Origin of the sequence: Roseovarius sp., assembly GCF_040223625.1 — a bacterium.
In the GTDB taxonomy this organism is placed as follows: domain Bacteria; phylum Pseudomonadota; class Alphaproteobacteria; order Rhodobacterales; family Rhodobacteraceae; genus Roseovarius.
On record NZ_JAVKFX010000025.1, the window covers coordinates 1 to 20,159 of the forward strand.

A 20,159-nucleotide genomic window follows, 5' to 3' on the forward strand; every position below is an offset into this window, starting at 1 on the left:
TCGCCGTTCCATCCTCATTCCGCCGAGATTTTCACCATGTCCCGCCCCGCAGCCGGGCCGCGGCCCCAGGCTTGAGTCGATTTTCATTGACGTACTAATTTAGAAAAAAATACAATTTTGTCTATACCCGCGGATTCGGACAACAGATCCGGAAGCAAAAGCAGGCGGGAAGGGCCCTTTCGCGCCATCGGCGCGGGGCGGGTCCGGGACGACAAGAAACGACCACAGGGAGAATTGGACCAATGAAAAAGACGGCAATCGCCAAGAAACTGCTGGCCGGCGCGCCCGCCGCGGTGCTGGCGCTGGGCCTTGGCCCGGCGGCGGCGCAATCGCTCGTGATTTCCAACTGGGACGGCTACATGCCCGCCGACATGGCGGAACAGTTCGAGGCCGACACCGGCATCTCGATCGACGTGGCCAACCACGCCACGAACGAGGAGATCATGGGCAAGGTCACCGCCTCGGGCGGCAAGGGCTATGACGTGATCTTCGTCTCGTCCCCCTTCGCCGAGGCGCTCGACAAGCTGGGCATCGCGGCCAAGCTCGACCATTCGATGCTGCCCAACATGGAGAACCTCTACCCCGAGGCGCGCGAGCTGTCCTATGACGAGGGGCTGAATTTTTCCATGCCCTACGCCTGGGGCACCACGGGCCTGTGCTACCGTTCCGACCTCGTGTCGGAAGAGCCGGATAGCTGGATGGACCTGCTCGACCCCTCCGACGACCTGGCCGGCAAGGTGACCATGCTGTCGACCGACCGCTGGATGATCGGCGCCGCGGCGCTGGCCAAGGGCTATTCGGTCAACGTCACCGAGGAAGACAAGCTGGCCGAGGTGAAGGACCTGCTGGTCTCGGCCAAGCAGGACCTGCTGGCCTATGACGACACCACCTTCTATTCCAAGCTGGTCTCGGGCGAGGCGAGCCTCGTGCATGCGTGGGATGGCTGGTGCAACTACGGCATCGCCGAGAATGCCGACATCAAGTACACCATCCCCGAAGAGGGCACCGACCTCTGGGTCGACACGATGGTGGTGATGGCCAATTCCGAGAACAAGGAAGCGGCGCACCAGTTCATCAACTACATCCTCGGCGCGGACACCCACAAGTGGGTGGTCGAGAACATCCTCTACAAGGTGCCGAACAAGGCCTCGATGGAGGCGCTGGATGCCTCGATGGTCGAGACCTATCCGAACCTCGGCATGGATCCGGCCGACATGCTCGAATACGAGATGCTGCGCGACGTGGGCAACGCCCAGAAGGATTACAGCCGCCTGAAAACCGAGGTTATGTCGGCCCAGTAAGCCGGCGTAACGCAGGGCGGCCCGTGCATCTCCAAGGGGTCGCCTGCCGCGCCGCCCCGCCTGTCGGGGCGGCGTAATCGAAGCCGACCGCCCGAGAAAGGCCAAGCGCACGTGTACCAGAGATTGCGAACCTTCCTGTTCGTGGGGCCGGGGCTGGCATGGCTGACCTTCTTCATGGTCGTGCCCTGCCTGCTGGTCTTTCTCTACTCGTTCTTCGAGCGCGGCGTGTATGGCGGGATCGTCTACGAGTTCACCTTCGAGAATTTCGACCGGGCCTTCGACCCGCTTTACCTCGCCATTCTTTTGAAATCGGCCAAGATCGCGGGCGCGGCCACGCTGATCGCGCTGCTGATCGCCTATCCGGCGGCCTATGCCATCGCCCGCGCCCCGGCGCAGCGGCAGCCGGTCTACCTGTTCCTCGTGATGCTGCCGTTCTGGAGCAACTACCTGATCCGCACCTATGCGTGGATCGTGATGCTGAACCGCGAGGGGCTGATCAACCGGGCGCTGCTGGATTTCGGTCTGGTGGGCGAGGCGCTACCGCTTCTCTACAACGAGGCGTCGGTGGTGACCGGGCTGGTCTACAACTACGTGCCCTTCGTGATCCTTGCGATCTATTCCTCGATCAGCCGCCTGAACCCCGAGATTGCCGAGGCGTCCGAAGACCTCGGCGCGCCGTCCTACAAGACCTTCCTGCGGGTGATCCTGCCGCTGACCCTGCCGGGCATCGCGGCGGGTGCGGTGTTCGTCTTCGTGCTGTCCATCGGCAACTTCATCACGCCGGACCTGCTCGGTGGTGGGCGCGTACAGATGGTGGGCAACCTGATCTATGACCAGTTCCTCGAGGCGCGCGACTGGCCCTTCGGCTCGGCCCTTTCGCTGATCCTGATCGGGGTGATGATGTGCCTGCTGTTTGCACAGGCCGTCGCCGTCAATCGCTCGGCGGAGGGCACGCGATGAGCGCCCGCATCCCCCGCCGCCGCGATCCGGCCAAGCTGTTCCTCGGCGGGCACCTGTGGCTGGTCTATACCTTCCTTTACGTGCCGATCCTCGTGCTGATGGCGCTGTCCTTCAACGATCTGGGCCTGCCGACGGCATGGGGCGGCTTCTCGCTCAAGTGGTACGGCGAACTGGCTCAGAACGACGCGGTGCTGCGGGCGGCGCTGAATACGGTGATCGTGGCGGTGATCTCGACCATTCTCGCCACGCTCTTGGGCACGCTGCTGGCCTTTGGGGTCGAGCGGAGGCAGCGGCGCAACAACACGATGGAGGCCCTTCTGTTCGCGCCGATGATCATCCCCGATATCGTGCTGGCCATCGCGCTTCTGTCCTTCTTCACGGCGCTCAACTTCACGCTGGGCCTGCATTCGATCATCATGAGCCACGTGGTCTTCAATATCGCCTTCGTCTGCGCCGTGGTGCGGACAAGGCTGCGGAATTTCGACTTCTCGATCGTCGAGGCCAGCATCGACCTTGGCGCGGGCGAGGTGACCACGTTCCGCCGCGTGACCCTGCCGGCGATCTTCCCCGGCGTGCTGGCCGGCGGCCTTCTGGCCTTCACCCTGTCGGTGGACGAGTTCATCATCGCCTATTTCACCGCCGGGGCCGGGCAGGGCTCGACCACCTTGCCGATGCAAATCTATTCGATGATCCGCTTCGGCGTGACCCCCGAAATCAACGCGATGGCGACCATCGTGATGCTGGTCAGCTTCACGCTCGTCTTCATCTCGCAGCGCATCGACAGGAAAGCGATCAGTCAATGAGCACGGATGGCGCCACCATGCCGACCGAGGCTGGGCAAGAGGCCGCGACGGTGATCCGGCTGGAGAGTATCACCAAGCGCTTTGGCGCGATCACGGCGGTGAACGATATATCGCTGGACCTGAAGGAGAACGAGTTCTTCGCGCTTCTCGGTCCCTCGGGATGCGGCAAGACCACGCTTCTGCGCATGATTGCCGGGTTCGAGACTTTGAACGAGGGGCGCATCCTGCTCGACGGCAAGGATATCGCCCCGCTGCGCCCCAACCGGCGGCCGATCAACCTGATGTTCCAGTCCTTCGCGCTTTTCCCGCATATGAGCGTGCGGGCGAACGTGTCCTACGGGCTGGAGATGGAGGGCGTGCGTGGGGAGGAACTGAAGTCTCGGGTCGACCGTATTCTCGAGACGACGCAACTGACCGACTATGCCAGCCGCAAGCCCGATCAGTTGTCAGGCGGGCAAAGGCAGCGCGTGGCGCTGGCCCGGGCGCTGGTGAAGGAGCCGCGCGTCCTGTTGCTCGACGAGCCGCTGGCCGCGCTCGACAAGAAGCTGCGCGAGCATATGCAGCTGGAGCTGAAGCGGCTTCAGCACGAGGTGGGCATCACCTTCGTTGTCGTCACCCACGACCAGGAAGAGGCGTTGGTGATGGCCGATCGCATCGCCCTGATGCGCGACGGCGAGGTGAAGCAATGTGCTAGCCCGTCGGAGCTTTACGAGCATCCCAACAGCCGTTTCGTGGCGGATTTCATTGGCGTGATGAACTTCCTCGACGGGGAAGTCAGCGTTGAAGGCGTGGCCGTTCAGGGCCTGGGGGTGCTGACCGGCCGGTCGAAGGGCGAGACGCGCACGGGCGACCGCGCCTGTCTTGCGGTGCGCCCCGAGCGCCTCACGGTGGCGCCCGCCGCAGCGGAACGGCTGACCCACGACAACGTGCTCGACGGTACGCTGACCGACATCGCCTATCACGGGCAGGATATCGGCCTGCACATCGCCGTGGGCGATGGCGGACAGGTCCTGATCGCCCGCCTGTCGGCCGCGGCCGAGGGGGCGGCGGATTTCAAGGTGGGCGACAAGGTCCAGGTCGGCTGGCAGGCGCAGAACGCGCTGATCCTGCCCGAGGACAGCAAGAGATAAACCAACACGACAGAGGAGGTCATTCCATGACAGACCAGAAAACCATCGCCTTCTTCCCCGAGGCCGCCTTTGGCCCGGCGCTCAATTCGGTGGGCATCGCACAGGCCTGCCGCGACATGGGCCATTGCTGTGTCTTCATCACCGATCCGGGGTTCACGGGCGTCTTTGCCGATTACGGCTTCGAAGAGCATCACGTGAACATGTCCGAACCCATGCCGCCCGAGAAGATGGCGAAATACTGGTCGGATTTCATCAACGGGCACATCCCCAACTTCAACCTCGCGCCCTATGACCAGATCGACAACTATGTGAAGGAATGCTGGGAGGCGATCGTCGATACCTCGAAATGGGCCGAGAAGGAGCTTCCGGGCATCCTGAAGGAGATCAAGCCGGACCTGATCTGCATCGACAACGTGGTGCTCTACCCCGCCACCAAGCAATACGGTGTGCCGTGGGTGCGCATCATCTCCTGCTCGGAAAACGAGGTGAGCGACCCCGCGATCCCGCCGCACCTTTCCGGCTGCGGCGAGAACGACACCGCCTGTCACGAGGCGTTCAACAAGAAGTTCAACGAGGTCATCAAGCCGGTGCATGACGACTTCAACGCGTTCCTCAAGACCTGCGGCGAAGACCCGTACCCGACCGGGGAATTCTTCGAGGAGAGCCCTTACCTCAACCTGCTGCTTTACCCCGCGCCGGTGAAGTTCAACCGCGAGAAGCCTCTCGACCCCGATCGGTTCAAGTATCTCGAAGGCTGCGTGCGGACCGAGAAGCCCTATGACGTGCCGGATTTCGGCGAGTACAACGACAAGCCGCTGCTCTACGTCTCGTTCGGCAGCCTTGGCGCTGGGGATACCGACCAGATCAAGAAGATCATCGATTTCCTTGGCAAGCAGCCCTATCGCGCGCTGGTCAACGTGGGTGATTACGAGGCCGAGTATGACAAGGCCACGATGCCGAAGAACGTGCATGTGGCAAGCTGGTATCCCCAGCCCTCGGTCATCCCGCTGGTCGATGCGGTGGTGCATCACGGCGGCAACAACAGCTTCACCGAGTGCCTCTATTTCGGCAAGCCGGCGATCATCATGCCCTATGTCTGGGACGGGCACGACAACGCGACGCGGGTGCAGGAAACCGGCCACGGCTTCAAGATGCACCGGATGAACTGGACCGACGAGGAGTTCGCCGCGAACATCGAGAAGTGCCTCAACGATGCCGAGGTGAAGGCGCGTTGCGAGGCGACCAGCAAGCACATGCAGGGCAATGGCGGGCCAAAGGTGGCGGCGAAGTATCTGAACGATCTGCTTGAGAAAACCTACGGCTGAAACGGGTTCGACCGGGCGCGCCATGCCGCGCCCGGCGCCCATCAAGGAGCGACGAGTTTGACCACACCGAAACTGCACAACCCCGAAGAGATCACCGATACCGTCGACTGGGGCGAGATCCCCACGATGATCGAGGGGCATTCCCACACCTCGGGCGTGCTGTTGCACAAGGGCCCCGAGGGGCAAAGCGAATGCGGCATCTGGATCTGTACGCCGGGCTACTGGGACTGCCACGTGACGCGTGACGAGTTCTGCCACTTCCTGCAGGGCCGCGCGACCTATACCCGCGACGATGGCGAGGTGATCGAGATCACCCCCGGCACCGTGGCCTTCTTCGAGCAGGACTGGAAAGGCACCTGCCGCGTGCACGAGACGGTGCGCAAGGTCTACATGATCCGCTGACCCGACATTCCGAAAGGATGACGATGACCGATTTCGACCCGTTCGGGCGCCAGTTCTTTCATGGCAACGAATACCACGCGGCAGGGCAGGGGGGCGGCACGCATGACGTGACCAACCCCGCCACGCTGGCCCGCGAAGGCGCCATCGCCATGGGCACGCCGGAGGAGGCGGAGGACATCCTGCGCCGGGCGCGTGAGGCGCAGAAGGCGTGGGGCTCGATGGACGATCTGACGCGCGCGGGCTATCTGCACAAGGTCGCCGACAGCATCGCCGCCAACCATGAAGAGGCCGCCCGGCTGATGGTGCTGGAGCAGGGCAAGCCCTACCCCGAGGCCACGGGCGAGATCGCCAATGTGGGCGGCTGTTTCCGCTACTTCGCCGAGATGGCCAGGGACTCCGGTGGCATGCTGCCCGGTACCACGCAGGCGGGCTCGTTCCAGTTCGCGCGGTACTTCCCCTATGGCGTCAGCGTCCACATCGTGCCCTACAACTTTCCCATTCTGCTGATGTGCTGGACGGTGGCGGCCTCGCTCGCCTCGGGCAATGCCTGCGTGGTCAAGCCGTCGGAGCTGACCTCGCTTTCCACGCTGAAATTCATGGAGAATTTCCGGCACCTGCCCGCCGGCCTCGTCTCCTGCATCACCGGCGGGGGCGATACGGCGCAGGCGCTGATCCGCTCGAAGCAAAGCGACGTGGTGGCCTTCACCGGCAGCGTGGCGACGGCGAAGAAGGTCAACGTGGCCTGTGCCGAACAGCTCAAGCCCTGCATTATCGAGGCGGGCGGCAGCGACCCGATGATCGTGTCCTCCCATGCGCCGCTCGACGTGGCGGTGGCGGGGGCGACCACGGCGGCGTTCCACCTGTCGGGGCAGATCTGCACCTCGACTGAGCGGTTCTATGTGCATGACGCGGTGCATGACCAGTTCGTCGAGGGTTTGGCCGACATGGCGCGCAAGCTGCGGGTTGGCAATGGCATGGAGGTGTCGGAGATCGGCCCGCTGGTGAGCGAGGAGGCGCGCGACAAGGTCGTGCGGCTGGTCGACGGGGCAGTGGCCGATGGCGCGACGCTGGTTTGCGGCGGCCGGGTGCCGCCGGGGCGCAATACCGGCTGGTTCTACGAGCCGACGGTGCTGACCGGCGTTACGCCCGAAATGGATATCATGCGGGAAGAGCTGTTCGGCCCGGTGGCCGCCATCTGCCGGGTGAAGAGCTTCGAAGAGGCGCTGAACCAGGCCAATGACAGCGAGTTCGGCCTTGGCGCGAGCCTCTTCACCACCAGCCTCGAGGAGGCGATGGAGGCCTATGAACGGCTCGAGGCCGGGATGGTCTGGGTCAACAACCCGCTTATCGACAACGACGCGCTGCCCTTCGGCGGGTGGAAGAATTCCGGGCTGGGGCGGGAGTTGTCGCGGCTGGGGCTCGATGCGTTCCGGCAGACCAAGATGGGCGTGATCGACTGGAAGCCGAAGGTGCAGGACTGGTGGTATCCCTATCCCGATGCATGGTTCGGCAACACCGAAGGCTCGCGCTTCTGACGTTCAGGCCCCGTCCGGCCGGGCGCCGGTCAGGTCGAAATGGTCGGGGAAGAGGGCCGACAGGAAGCGGAAGATGATGCGGCAGGCCTCGTCCCGGTCGAACGCGTCGGGGTGGATCAGGTAGTCGGCCCACATGCCTTCGAGAAAGGCCAGCGTGCCATGGGCGGCATCGCGCGCGGTCTGTGCCGGGTCATCCACGCCGGAGGCCTCCGCGATCGTCGTGAAGGCCTCGAACAGCAGGCCGCGCAACCTGCTGTCGCGGGTGTCGCTGAAGGTCCGGATCGACTTGCGCTCGCGCGCCTCGCCGCGGAAGCCGTACCAGATACGGACGTTGTACTGGTTCAGGATCGTCTCGCTCAGGTCCGACCGGATCACCGCCTCGATCCGCTCCTGCGGCCAGGCCGAGGGGCGGACCTTGTCGAGCAGCTTGTATAGGTTCTGGTAGTAGAGGTCGCTGGCGTGCTGAACGGCCGCGTCCATCAGCCCGTCCTTGCCATTGAAATGCAGGTGGATCATGCCACGCGACAGGCCGGCCTTGTCGATGATCGTGCTGACCGAGGTGCGGGCGTAGCCGATCTCGGCCACGCAATCCAGCGTCGCTTCGATCAGCGCCTGCCGATTCCTTTCGCGCAGCTGTGCCCGTCGGCCGGTGGAGTCCTCTGTGGCGCTGTCACTGCTGTCGGGCAAACCAAGCTCCTCTGTCTGCTCATAATTTTCCGGTTAACGCGCGTTGCGGTCAAGCCGGCTTAACCAAGTCTATTGACAGGATCACGGAATACCAGCAATTTAAATGGACGATCGTCCATTTTACAAGCTGGTATGTCGGGACACCATGATCACGCTCAGGTCGGAGGCTTCGCAGGGGATGGCGCTCAGCGCGCCGGCGACGCTTTACGTAGGCCTGTTGGTGGCCGCACCGCTGGGCATCCTCGTGGTCTACAGTTTCTGGACGCAGACCTATGTCAGCATCGACCGGACCTTCACGTGGGAGAACTATCGCCTCGCGCTGGATGACCCGTTGGTGCGGCATCTGCTGATCCGCTCGATCTGGATCGCCGGGCTGGTGACGGCGGCGACCGTAGCGCTGGCTTATCCGATCGCGTATTTCATTGCCTTCCGGACCCGGCACAAGACGCTGTGGCTGCTGCTGATCACGATCCCGTTCTGGACAAGCTACCTGCTGCGGGTGTTCTCGTGGAAGCTGATCCTGGGGTTCAACGGGGTGCTGAACAGCGCGCTGATGACGGTGGGGCTGATCGAGGAGCCGCTGACCTTCCTGCTCTATAACGAGGTCGCGGTGGTGCTGACGCTGGCCCATGCCTGGGCGCCGTTTGCGATCATGCCGATCTATGTTTCGCTGCAGAAGATCGACCGGAGCCTGCTGGAAGCGGCGACCGACCTCGGCTGTTCCAAGCTGGAGCGGTTCCTGCGCGTGACCCTGCCGCTGACGGTGCCGGGCATCATCGCCGCCTGCCTTATCATCTTCATCCCGACGGTGGGCGACTACGTGACGCCCGCGCTGGTCGGCGGGTCGGACGGCAAGATGATCGCCAACCTGATCCAGGTGCAGTTCGGGGCGGCGAACAACTGGCCGCTGGGGGCCACGCTGTCGCTGATGGCGATGCTGGCGGTGGGGCTGGTGGCGGGCGGCTTCGTGCTGCTGTCGAACCTGATGGCGCGGAGGATCAGATGAGCCGCTTTCTGCGATCCTTCCCCGGCCTTTCGGCCTATGCGGTGCTGTACCTCGTGTTCCTCTACACGCCCGTGCTGCTTCTGCCGCTCTTCTCGTTCAACGATGGCACGATCGTGGCCTTCCCGATCAAGGGGTTCACGCTCAAGTGGTATGCCGAACTGGCGGGGCAGGAGGCGCTTTTGCGGTCGCTGCTGAACAGCGTGATCGTGGGCGGGGTCAGCGCGGTGCTGGCCACCTCGCTGGGCCTGTTCGCGGCGCGGGCCTATGTGCGGTATCGTTTCACCGGGCGCGAGATGTCGGAGGCGCTGGTGATGCTGCCGCTGGTGGTGCCGGGGATCATCGTGGCGTCCTCGTTCCTCGTGCTGTTCCTGTCGATCGGGCTGAAGCCATCGCTGACCGCGGTGATCCTCGGGCATACCTTCCTGACCGTGCCCTTCGCCGTGGCGATCATGAAATCGGCCTTCGACGAGTTCGACCCCTCGCTGGAAGAAGCGGCGTATGACCTGGGCGAGACGGTGATCGGCACCTTTCGCCGTGTGACCCTGCCGATCGTGGCGCCGGGCATCGTGGCGAGCCTGCTGGTGACCTTCACGGTCTCGTTCGACGAGTTCATCCTCGCCTTCTTCCTGGCCGGGGATCAGCCCACGCTGCCCGTCTATATCTGGAGCCAGATTCGCTTTCCGGCGAAGCTGCCCAACACGTTGGCGCTGGGCTCGTGCCTGCTGGCCTTTTCCGTCCTGCTGCTCGTCACCGCCGAATATTTCCGTCGCCGGTCGGCCAGGCGGACATGAGGAGAGATCATCCATGACCGACCAACCGATCATCGAGCTTTCCGGCGTCGAGAAGACCTTCGGCAGCTTCAAGGCGGTGACCGAGCTCGACCTCAGCCTGAAGCAGGGGGAGTTCTTTTCGCTGCTGGGGCCGTCGGGCTGTGGCAAGACCACCGCATTGCGGATGATCGCGGGGTTCCAGGAACCGACGGCGGGCACCGTGCGCATCGACGGGCAGGACATGGCGGATATCCCCGCCAACAAGCGCCCGACCAACATGGTGTTCCAGAGCTACGCCATCTTCCCGCATCTCAACGTGGGCGACAATGTGGGGTTCGGGCTGGTCAAGCAGGGCCTGTCACGAGCCGACCGCAAGGCACGGATCGCAGAGGCGCTGGAGATGGTCGAGCTGGGCGGGCTGCAGGGCCGCAAGGCCGACGAGCTGTCGGGCGGCCAGCGACAGCGCGTGGCGCTGGCGCGGGCACTGGTGATGCGGCCCAAGGTGTTGCTGTTGGACGAGCCGCTGTCGGCGCTCGACAAGAACCTGCGCGAGGCGATGCAGCTGGAACTGCGGCGCCTGCAGCAATCCATCGGCATCACCTTCGTGATGGTCACGCACGACCAGTACGAGGCGATGACCATGTCCGACCGGATCGGGGTGATGTTCAACGGCCGGCTGGAACAGGTGGATGCGCCGGCGACGCTGTATGCAAGGCCCGCCAATCGCGAGGTGGCGGCCTTCATCGGCGGGATGAATTTTCTGCCGGCCAAGAGCGCGGATCAATCCGGCGATGCGATCCGCGCCGATGTGCCGGGCTTCGGCAAGCTGACAGTCGCGCGCAACCCCAATGTCACCGCCCGGGGGCGCGACCTGATGCTGGGCATCCGGCCCGAGCAGCTAGAGATCGCCCGAGAGGTGCCGGCGGGTTATGACGCCACGCTCAGGGCCGAGGTCGAGAACGTCGCCTTCTACGGCGAAAGCGTGCATTACCACGTGCGCGCGCCGGGCGTGGAGAAGACGCTCGCCGTGGCCGTGCCCAACCATTTCCACACCGTCGATTTCGCCCGTGGCGACGCGGTTTTCATCGGTGTGCAAAACGCCTCGGTCATCGACCTTGGCAGCGACAAGACCCCAGAAAAACAATGATCCAGGGAGATTTCAAAATGACCTACAAGGCTCTTACCCTAACTGCCGCCGCCTGCCTTGGGGCAGGTATCGCCAACGCCGAAGGCTCGGACCTGACGGTGTTCGACTGGTCGGGCTATGAAGACCCCGGCTTCTTCGGCGCCTATGTCGAGAAGCACGGCAGCGCGCCGACCTATTCCTATTTCGGTAGCCAGGAAGAGGCGTTCACCAAGCTGCAATCGGGGTTCGAGGCCGACCTTGCCCACCCCTGCACCGACGCCACGCGCAAATGGGCGGCGGCCGGCCTGATCCAGCCGATCGACACCTCGAAGCTCGACAACTGGGACGCCATGCTGCCGACGATCAAGGAGGTCGACGGGATCACCTTTGACGGCGAGACATGGATGGTGCCGTTCGAATGGGGCAATACCGGCCTGATCTACCGCACCGACGAGGTGTCGGAGGACGAGATTTCGTTGCAATCGCTGACCAAGCCCGAGTTTCAGGGCAAGGTCGCGATCCCCGACGCGGCCTCCTCGGCCTATGCCATGGCCGCTTTGGGCGCGGGTGTGGCCGACAACTACACCAACATGAGCGACGAGGAGTTCAAGAAGGCCTCGGACTTCCTGCGCGCCGTGCATCCCAATGTGCGGTTCTACTGGTCGGATGCCGGCCAGCTTGACCAGGCGCTGGCGTCGGGAGAGGTGGTCGCGGGCTGGGCATGGAACCAGACCGAGCTGAACCTGATCTGGAACGAGGTGCCGGCCCAGATGATGCGCGGCGAGGACAAGGGGATTGCCACGTGGGTCTGCGGTTACGTGCACCTGTCCAATGCCGACGCGCCGGAGGAGCAGGTCTATGACATGCTGAACGCGCTGACCCAGCCGGACAGCGGCAAGTACATCATCGAGAGCTGGGGCTATCCGCATTCCAACTCGGACGCCTTCGAAATCTCGGACCAGGAGCTTATCAAGACCTACGGCTTCGACGATCCGCAGGCGCTGTTCGACAACAGCCTGTTCTTCGACGCGGTGGAGCCCGAGCTTGAAGCCAAGATGCTTCAGGAATTCGAGCGTATCAAATCGGGCTTCTGATCCTGTAGAAAGACGGGGGCGGCAATGTCGCCCCCTATAGATACTTCTGACAAGGAATGACGGCGCCCATGACCACCCGCGCGACCCCTTATGACATCCTGTTCGAGCCGGTCCGCATCGGGCCGGTCACCGCGCGCAACCGGTTCTACCAGGTGCCGCATTGCAACGGCATGGGCTACCAGCGGCCCCGGGCCGAGGCGGCCATGCGCGGCATGAAGGCCGAGGGCGGTTGGGCCGTGGTGTGCAACCAGGAAACGGAAATCCATCCGACCTCGGATCTGTCGCCCTTTGCCGAGGGGCGGCTGTGGGATGACCGCGACATTCCCGGCCTGCGGCTGATGACCGATGCGATCCACGCGCACGGCTCGCTGGCCGGGATCGAACTGGCCCATAACGGCAGCCACGCGCCCAACCTGCTAAGCCGTGCGCCGGCGCTGGCGCCGAGCGATGCGGTCATCGACGCGGGCTTCGCGCCACAGGCGCGGGCGATGGACAAGGAAGATATCCGCAACCTGCGCCGCTGGCACCGCGATGCGGCGCGGCGGGCGATGAAGGCGGGGTTCGACATCATCTATGTCTATGCCGGCCATCACATGACCATCCCGCATCATTTCCTTCTGCCTCAGCATAACGACCGGATGGATGAATACGGTGGCAGTCTCGAGAACCGCGTGCGCCTGACGCGGGAGTTGCTTGAGGACACGCTGGAGATTGCAGAGGGTAAGTGCGGCGTGGCCTTCCGGTTTGCCATCGACGAAATGCAGGGCGCCGACGGGATGCAGACCGAGGAAGAGGGGCGTGGCGTCGTCGAACTGCTGGCCGAACTGCCGGACCTGTGGGACGTCAACGTCGCCGACTGGCCCAACGACTCGCAGACCACGCGGTTTCAGCCGGAAGACGGCTACCAGACGACATATCTCGAGGCCGTGAAGCAGATCACCAGCAAGCCGGTGGTGGGGGTCGGCCGTTTTACCTCGCCCGACATGATGGCGTCGCTGGTGCGCAAAGGCGTGCTCGACATGATCGGTGCCGCCCGGCCGTCGATCTCCGACCCGTTCCTGCCGAAGAAGATCGAGGAGGGGCGGATCGACCAGATCCGGGAATGCATCGGTTGCAATATCTGCGTCTCGGCGGATTCGCAGGGCGTGCCGATCCGCTGCACCCAGAACCCGACGATGGGCGAGGAGTGGCGCCGCGGCTGGCATCCCGAGAAGATCGGCAAGAAGGGCAGGGAAGAGGCGGCGCTGGTGGTGGGGTCCGGCCCGGCCGGGCTGGAATGCGCCATGCAGCTTGCGCGGCGCGGTTATCACGTGACGCTGGCCGAGGCCGGGAAGGAGCTGGGCGGCCGGGTGCGGCGCGAGGCCGGTCTGACCGGGCTGGCCGCATGGGGGCGGGTGATGGATTACCGCCTGGGCGACCTGCAGCAGCGCGGCAATGTCGATATCTTCACCGACAGCCCGCTGGGCCGGGACGAGGTGCTCGAACTGGGCGTGCCGAACGTGTTCCTCGCCACCGGCGCACGCTGGCGGCGGGACGGGCAGGGGCGCACCGCCCGGTTCGGGATAGAGATCGCCGACGAGACCATGGTGATGACGCCGGATGACGTGATGGACGGCATCAAGCCCGGGCCGGGGCCGCTGGTGATTTACGACGACGACCATGGCTATCTTGCCGGTGTGCTGGCCGCGCAACTGGCGGATCAGGGGCACGAGGTGACGTTCGTCACGACCGCCAACATGGTCTCTCCCTTCACCGAGCTGACGCTTGAACAGGGCCGCGTGCAGAAAAGCCTGCTGGAACGGGGTGTGACGATCCTGACGGCGCAGGCCGTTGCAGGTGTCGAAACCTCCGCCTGCCGTCTGACTTGTGTCTATACCGGGCGCAAGACGGAGATCGACTGTGGCACGGCTTTGCTGGTGACGCGGCGGGATCGCGTGACCAGCCTTTATGACGAGCTGCGCGGTCATCCCGACCTGTCCCATGTCGAGTTGATCGGCGACGCCGCCGCGCCGGGGCTGATCGCCGACGCCGTCTATTCGGGCCACCGCGCGGCCCGCAACTTCGAACGTCTGCCCGAGGAGGTCGAGCAGGAATACTTCCGTCGTGAAATCACAGCCATAGAAGGATGAGGTCAGCACCATGTTGCAGCATACCGACGAATTCGCCCGCCTGATCCAGTCACCCGAGGAGGGCTTCGCGCTGCCGCGCGAATTCTACACCTCGCGCGAGATCTACGAACGCGACATTGAAGCCTATTGGAACCGAAGCTGGCTCTGGGTCGGCCATGTCTGCCAGATCCCCGAGCCGGGCGACTACTTCCTGTTCGACTATGGGCCGGAATCGATCATCGTGGTCCGCGACCGCGACGGGGAGGTGCGCGCCCATCTCAATGTCTGCCGGCATCGCGGCTCGCGCGTCTGTGTCGAGCCGGAGGGGAAGGCACGGCTGTTCGTCTGCCCTTATCACGCCTGGACGTTCGAGCTGTCGGGCAAGTTGCGCTCGGGCCGGGCGATGGGACAGGAGTTCGATCCGGGCGACTACGGCCTCTTCCCGGCGCATGTCATCGTGTTCCAGGGCCTGATCCTCGTCTGCACGGCCGACGATCCGCCGCCGATCCAGAAGGGGCTCGACCGGCTGGCGCCGCTGTGCGAACCATTCGGGCTGGAAGACCTGAAGATCGCACACAAGGAGGTTTACCCGGTGCCGGCCAACTGGAAGCTGGCGCTGGAGAATTACATGGAATGCTATCACTGCGCCCCCTCGCACCAGGAGTATGCCAAGTCTCACACGCTCAAGGCGCCGCAGGACATGGAGAAACTGGTCGAGCCGCTAAAGAAACGGTCCGAAGGGATCGGCCTGCCGACGACCATCATGAACGAAACCGGGCCGAACGCGGCGGGGCTGGGGGCGGATGTCTATTATCGCCGCTATCCGCTCTACGAAGGCTACCAGACCGGAAGCCGCGATGGCACGCCGCTGGCGCCCCTGTTGGGCAGCCTGACCGGGTTCGATGGCGGGGCGACGGACATTCAGCTCGGGCCGCTCAACAACCTTCTCGTCTACGCCGATCACGTGGTGGGCTATCGCTTCCTGCCACGCGGGCTGCAGGAGACCGATATCGAGGTGATCTGGTTCGTGCGTGGGGATGCCGAGGAGCCGAAAGACTATGCCACGCAGGATTTGACGTGGCTCTGGCATGTCACCTCGCTCGATGACGAGCGCATCATCCGGCACAACCAGGAAGGCGTGAACTCCTACCATTTCCGCCCCGGCCCGCTGGCCGAGATGGAATGGGGGATCCGGGGCTTCTACCGGACCTATCTCGCGATGATCCGGGGCTGAACCCGGACAGGAAAAAGGCCGGGTCCTTGCGGGCCCGGCCTTCACGTTCAGTCGGTCAAGGCAGGGTTCAGCCTTCCCAGCTTTCCATGCCTTCCAGCTCTTCGCTGGTGTAACCGGTGGTGGCGCGCAGGCCGCCGGTCATGCCTTCGTCATCCGAACGGCGCAGTTCCAGATCATCGAACGGAAGTGCGACCGGCTTTTCGCCAATCCCGAGGAAGCCACCCACGTCGACGATGACCTCGGAAATCTTGCCGTCTTCGCTCAGCACGAGATCGGAGATTTCGCCGAGACGATCGTCTTCGGTGCCATAGACCGAGACGCCTTCAAGCTCTTCGGCCGTCAGTTGGCCACGCTCGTCGGTGCTGAGCTGGGCGGTTTCGTCACCCATGTCGGCATTGGCGTCGTTCTCGGCCATCTGCTCCGAGGTCAGGTCAGTTTCTTCGGTTTCGGCCGCGTCGGTGTCGGCCATCTGCTCGCTGTCCTGCTCGGCGGTCATGTCCGTGCTGTCGCTTTCGGCCATGTCGGTGTCTTCGGCCTCGGCCGCTTCATTGTTGGCCGCCTGTTCGCTCAGGTCGGTATTGCCTGCGTCGGCAGTGTTTTCGCTGGCGGGCTCTTCCATATCGGCGCTCGCGGTGTCCTCGGCGCGTTCGTTGAAGAAGCTGCTGCCGGCATCGCGTACGGCCGCCTGGTCCAGCTGGTCGCGATCTTCCAAGGCGGTCTTGTCGCCGGTGAAGACCACGAAATAGTTGCGCTCTTCATCCGCTTCCGCGTCGCCGCTCGAGTCGCTGACGAATTTCAGCTCGTCCATCGACGCGCTGATGTGCTTCTCGTTGATCCCAAGGAAGCCACCGGCGTCGAGCGTGACGGATTCGATGTTGCCGTCGCCGGAGATGATCACGTCACCGATTTCGCCAACGCGTTCCCAGTCATCCGACGGCTCGCTGGCTTCTTCGGCGATCTCGGCATCGCTGGCATCCGCGCCGAGAATGTACACGGATTTGCCGATCAGTTCCGAAGCGCTGATCTGCATGCCCTGCATGTCCGCGACCACGTCGTTGCCGGAAGTGGCGCTGTCGGAAGTCTGACTCATGTCGGTCGATTCAGTGACCTGGCTGCTGGTATCTTCAGCGGTCTCCGAGGCTGCGAGAACCGGCGATGCGGCCAGGGCCGCAATAGCGGTTGTCATAAGAAAACGTTTCATTATCTTCGCTCCTTCCAGTTGAACGATGTTATTTTGGGATTGGTCCCGTGATTGCATTCATCCAACCCTTGGCGCGTGATTTTGGTTTCCACGTTAGGTGAAAATATACTCAAAAAATTTGCGGAACTTTTTGGGTGAGCGGAAAGTTAATTCACGGACGTGCGCGCGCAGGATAGACCTGCGTGGAGGGCCGTCGGCGCGCGGCCCATTGCGCTTTCAGGAGGTAATATGTTGGAAATTTCCGGCCTGGGTGGCCTTATTCTACTCATTCTGGACATCTGGGCGATCGTGTCCATCATCGGATCGTCCGCCACGACCGGGCGGAAGGTGCTGTGGGTCTTGCTCGTGCTGATCCTACCGCTGCTCGGCTTCATCATCTGGCTGATTTTCGGGCCGCGCGCGTCCAAAGGGTAACCGTGGCGGAGCTACGCGATACCTGGCAGGCGAGGCCAATGGCTACAACTTAAAGTGGAATTCCCGAGCCTCGAAAAAAATTTGGGCACCGAGTGGAACCTTTGCCGCGAACAGGAGTTTGAATTCCAGTCATGGCGCAACAGCGCCCCTCTGACCAGGTCTCTCCCGTCCCCAAGCCGATGGACCTGGCCAACCCGTTGTCCCGCGGGTGACAGCCCCCGCCTGAAACATGGCGGGGGCGATTTTTCGGGTAAGGGGCAGGGGTTGCGGCTCGACAATTGAGGCTGACGCAGCGAAGATTGGCATCGAGATGGACGCATCAGGCGAGGTGAATGAGGCCGTGACCCAAGGGCGCGACGGCGACGGGACAATCACCGATCTCCAAGTTTTTGTTACGGCCGGGGAGGCTTATCCGGCCTTTGAACGGGCCTTCCTGAACGCGGAAAGTGAGATATCGGCCAGTTTCCGGCTGTTCGACCTGACCACCAAGCTGCACTCGGACGAAGCCCGCGAACTGGGGGATACCTGGTTCGACCTGATGATCGACACGCTCAACCGCGGGGTCGCCATCCGCATCGTGGTGACCGATTTCGACCCGGTTGCCGCGCCCGACCTGCACCAGCTTGCATGGCAGACGAAACGTCAGATGGTGGCGGTTCAGGAATTGGCGAATGACGATGCGAAGCTCGAATTCACCATCGCGCTGCATGATGCCAAGGCCGGGTTGGTTCCGAAGATGGTCTTCTTCCCCTTCGTCCGGCAGAAGATGCGGGAGCTCAACAGTTCCTGGCTGGAGATGAATGGCGACGAGCGGGCGCGATTCCGGTCGGAGACGCCGCGGCTGCGCCACATCTGTTACGAGGACGACAACGGCACACTCTGCTTCCCCGTTCAACTGGTCGATCTCTACCCCGCGACCCACCATCAGAAGATGGCGGTGTTCGATCGCCGCCTGCTTTATATCGGCGGCCTCGATGTGAACGATCGGCGTTATGACACCAGGCGTCACCGCCGCGCGCCCGAGCGAACCTGGCACGACGTCCAGGTGATGGCGACCGGGTCGGTCGTCGAGGCGGCGCAGACCCATCTCGACACGTTTCTCGACACGGTTGCCGCGAAATCGCCACCGCCGCCCGCGGCGCCCGGCTTCCTTCGTACGCTGTCCCGCCGCCGTCACCGCGCGTCTTTCCGGGTCTCGCCCAAACCCGTGGTGCGCGAGCTCGAGAAGCGCCATCTCGTTGCCGTCCGCAGGTCGAACCAGTTCATCTATCTTGAAACCCAGTTTCTGCGGTTTCAGCCATTGGCGCGGGCCCTGGCCAAGCGGGCGCGTCAATGCCCCGATCTCAAACTGTTCGTTGTCATGCCCGCCGCGCCCGAAGACATTGCCTTCGACAGCAACAACGGGCTCGATGCCCGGTTCGGTGAGGACCAGCAGATCAAGTGCCTGACCCGGCTGCGCCAGGCCTTCGGCGAGGACCGACTGCTTGTCACCGCCCCGGTTCAGCCTCGTCGCCAGGAGAGCGACGAGCGCGACGTACTGGAAGACGCTCCGCTGATCTACGTCCATTCCAAGGTGTCGATCTTCGACGATTTCGGCGCGATCGTGTCGTCGGCCAACCTCAATGGGCGCAGCCTGCGTTGGGATACCGAAACCGGTCTGTGGTTCGACCGGCCGGAGCATATCGAACTGGTGCGCAAGCGGGTGATGGGAAACTGGCTTCCGTCCTCCGGTGCGGGGGACGAATTTCTCGACCCCTCGACGGCCTTCGAACACTGGAAACGCCTTGTCGACGAGAACACCGACCTGCCGCCGGAAAAGCGGCGCGGGTTTCTCGTACATTACGATTCGGACGCAGCGCGCGAATTCGCCCTGCCTGTGCCCGGCATGCCCGAGGAAATCGTCTGAAAGCTCAGGCGACCGGGGGCTCCGGTTCCGAAGGGGGCGGACGTTTGCGGGCACGGCCTTCGCTGTCGAAGATGTCTAGCATCACCAGCACGATCACCAGCACCGGGATCGCCACGATCCCCCCGATCGGCCCCCACATCCAGAGCCACACCACCAGCGAAGCAAAGATCAGCAGCGGGTTGACCGAGATGTGCTTGCCGACCATGGCCGGGGTCACGAATTGCGACTCGATCATGTTGAGGCACAGGAAGATCGCGGCGGGGGCAAAGACCATCAGCCCTTCGAAGGCGATCAGGCCGGCGAGGAGAAGCCCGCAGATGACCATGATCGGGCCGAGGTAAAGAATGAAGTTTAGGAGCGTCGCCGCCACGCCCCAGATCAGCGGGCCGGGCAGGCCGATGACCATCAACAGCGCGCCGAGGCTGGCGCCAAGCCCGGCATTGATGATGGAGATCGTGAGGAAATAGCGCGCCACCAGCCGTTCGGCCGTGGTGAACCGCTTCTTGATGATCACGGTATCACGGCGGTCGCCTACCCAGGTGGAGATCCAGACATAGATGCCCCGGCGGGTGAGCAGGAAGAAGAACAACGTCCCGGCGAAGATCAGTACTTGCGCCAGAACCAGCGGCGCAAGCAGCAACGTCGCCGTCGGATCGGGGATGGGGCCCTTGCCGTTGCCCTCGCCATTCTGGTTCTCGGTCCCGAGGGCCTGTCCCACCTCTTCGTTCATGGCGTCCAGACCGCGGATGACACCGCGGAACTGTTCGATGATCGAGCGGACCTCCCATTTGATGTCCGGCAACTCGTCCACCACCCGCCAGACCAGCGGCTCGATGAGAACGACAAGGACGGCGACGGCTGAAATCCCAAGCGCCAGCACGATTGCCGAGGCGACGCCCGAGGGTATCTTCCAGCGTTCGAGCAAGTCGGTGATCGGGGCGAGAATGACCCCGGCCACGATACCCAGAACCATGGGCGCGAGAATGTCTCCGGCGATCTTGAGAACGCCGAAGCACATGAGCACTGCGATGACGATGACGGCGAGCCGAAGAACCGGATCAGCCGGGGATTTTAGACCAGCCATGAATGATGCAACGCGACTTTGGCGGGAATGTTCCCGACCGCGCAAACGGCATTAGAAAAAAGTCATTGCCTCG

Annotated in this window: 18 protein-coding genes; 15 read left to right on the forward strand and 3 right to left on the reverse strand. The window is 63.5% G+C overall.

The window, feature by feature from the left end:
• Nucleotides 1–242: 242 nt before the first annotated feature.
• From RLN94_RS06425 to RLN94_RS06455, 7 genes are all read left to right on the forward strand, one after another.
• Nucleotides 243–1,301, forward strand: coding sequence for a polyamine ABC transporter substrate-binding protein (locus RLN94_RS06425; protein WP_350129231.1), 1,059 nt, complete (start codon nucleotides 243–245; stop codon nucleotides 1,299–1,301).
• A gap of 111 nt (nucleotides 1,302–1,412) precedes the next feature.
• Entirely contained in the window at nucleotides 1,413–2,261 is an 849-nt protein-coding gene (locus RLN94_RS06430) for an ABC transporter permease (protein WP_350129228.1), read from the forward strand.
• Entirely contained in the window at nucleotides 2,258–3,064 is an 807-nt protein-coding gene (locus RLN94_RS06435) for an ABC transporter permease (protein ID WP_350129224.1), read from the forward strand. Before RLN94_RS06430 ends, RLN94_RS06435 begins: the two co-directional genes overlap by 4 nt.
• The gene (locus RLN94_RS06440) at nucleotides 3,061–4,194 is read left to right on the forward strand and encodes an ABC transporter ATP-binding protein (RefSeq protein ID WP_350129221.1); all 1,134 of its coding nucleotides are present in this window, start codon (nucleotides 3,061–3,063) and stop codon (nucleotides 4,192–4,194) included. Before RLN94_RS06435 ends, RLN94_RS06440 begins: the two co-directional genes overlap by 4 nt.
• A 26-nt stretch (nucleotides 4,195–4,220) precedes the next feature.
• The gene (locus RLN94_RS06445) at nucleotides 4,221–5,519 is read left to right on the forward strand and encodes a nucleotide disphospho-sugar-binding domain-containing protein (protein WP_350129218.1); all 1,299 of its coding nucleotides are present in this window, start codon (nucleotides 4,221–4,223) and stop codon (nucleotides 5,517–5,519) included.
• A gap of 57 nt (nucleotides 5,520–5,576) precedes the next feature.
• The gene (locus tag RLN94_RS06450; RefSeq protein ID WP_350129215.1) at nucleotides 5,577–5,921 is read left to right on the forward strand and encodes a cupin domain-containing protein; all 345 of its coding nucleotides are present in this window, start codon (nucleotides 5,577–5,579) and stop codon (nucleotides 5,919–5,921) included.
• Between the two features lie 23 nt (nucleotides 5,922–5,944).
• Nucleotides 5,945–7,456: an aldehyde dehydrogenase family protein gene (locus tag RLN94_RS06455; RefSeq protein WP_350129213.1), complete on the forward strand. Its 1,512-nt coding sequence runs from the start codon at nucleotides 5,945–5,947 to the stop codon at nucleotides 7,454–7,456.
• Between the two features lie 3 nt (nucleotides 7,457–7,459).
• Here the strand turns inward: RLN94_RS06455 and RLN94_RS06460 are convergent, their stop codons facing one another.
• A complete protein-coding gene (locus tag RLN94_RS06460) occupies nucleotides 7,460–8,143 on the reverse strand; it encodes a TetR family transcriptional regulator C-terminal domain-containing protein (RefSeq protein ID WP_350129210.1) in 684 nt (227 codons plus the stop codon).
• A gap of 145 nt (nucleotides 8,144–8,288) precedes the next feature.
• Between RLN94_RS06460 and RLN94_RS06465 the strand changes: the two genes are divergently transcribed.
• The 6 genes from RLN94_RS06465 to RLN94_RS06490 all read left to right on the forward strand — a co-directional run bounded on the left by RLN94_RS06465 (nucleotide 8,289) and on the right by RLN94_RS06490 (nucleotide 15,481).
• Entirely contained in the window at nucleotides 8,289–9,149 is an 861-nt protein-coding gene (locus RLN94_RS06465; protein WP_350129207.1) for an ABC transporter permease, read from the forward strand.
• Complete coding sequence (locus RLN94_RS06470) at nucleotides 9,146–9,940, forward strand: ABC transporter permease (protein WP_350129204.1); 795 nt, start codon at nucleotides 9,146–9,148, stop codon at nucleotides 9,938–9,940. Before RLN94_RS06465 ends, RLN94_RS06470 begins: the two co-directional genes overlap by 4 nt.
• Before the next feature lie 13 nt (nucleotides 9,941–9,953).
• Nucleotides 9,954–11,066 (forward strand): ABC transporter ATP-binding protein, encoded by a 1,113-nt coding sequence (locus RLN94_RS06475; protein ID WP_350129201.1) that lies wholly within the window; start codon nucleotides 9,954–9,956, stop codon nucleotides 11,064–11,066.
• 17 nt (nucleotides 11,067–11,083) lie between these two features.
• Nucleotides 11,084–12,139, forward strand: coding sequence for an ABC transporter substrate-binding protein (locus tag RLN94_RS06480; RefSeq protein WP_350129198.1), 1,056 nt, complete (start codon nucleotides 11,084–11,086; stop codon nucleotides 12,137–12,139).
• Between the two features lie 68 nt (nucleotides 12,140–12,207).
• A complete protein-coding gene (locus tag RLN94_RS06485) occupies nucleotides 12,208–14,268 on the forward strand; it encodes an oxidoreductase (protein WP_350129195.1) in 2,061 nt (686 codons plus the stop codon).
• A 10-nt stretch (nucleotides 14,269–14,278) separates the two neighbouring features.
• Nucleotides 14,279–15,481, forward strand: coding sequence for an aromatic ring-hydroxylating oxygenase subunit alpha (locus tag RLN94_RS06490; RefSeq protein ID WP_350129192.1), 1,203 nt, complete (start codon nucleotides 14,279–14,281; stop codon nucleotides 15,479–15,481).
• Between the two features lie 67 nt (nucleotides 15,482–15,548).
• Here RLN94_RS06490 and RLN94_RS06495 read toward each other — a convergent pair whose 3' ends face one another.
• Nucleotides 15,549–16,682 (reverse strand): PRC-barrel domain-containing protein, encoded by a 1,134-nt coding sequence (locus RLN94_RS06495; protein ID WP_350129189.1) that lies wholly within the window; start codon nucleotides 16,680–16,682, stop codon nucleotides 15,549–15,551.
• A gap of 228 nt (nucleotides 16,683–16,910) precedes the next feature.
• On the opposite strand from RLN94_RS06495, the gene RLN94_RS06500 reads away from it, so the two are divergent.
• Together RLN94_RS06500 and RLN94_RS06505 are read left to right on the forward strand one after the other, a co-directional pair.
• Nucleotides 16,911–17,096, forward strand: coding sequence for a PLDc N-terminal domain-containing protein (locus RLN94_RS06500; protein WP_350129186.1), 186 nt, complete (start codon nucleotides 16,911–16,913; stop codon nucleotides 17,094–17,096).
• Nucleotides 17,097–17,325: 229 nt separating this feature from the next.
• A complete protein-coding gene (locus RLN94_RS06505) occupies nucleotides 17,326–19,002 on the forward strand; it encodes a phospholipase D family protein (protein ID WP_350129183.1) in 1,677 nt (558 codons plus the stop codon).
• A 4-nt stretch (nucleotides 19,003–19,006) separates the two neighbouring features.
• Here RLN94_RS06505 and RLN94_RS06510 read toward each other — a convergent pair whose 3' ends face one another.
• Nucleotides 19,007–20,086, reverse strand: coding sequence for an AI-2E family transporter (locus RLN94_RS06510; protein WP_350129180.1), 1,080 nt, complete (start codon nucleotides 20,084–20,086; stop codon nucleotides 19,007–19,009).
• Nucleotides 20,087–20,159: the final 73 nt, after the last annotated feature.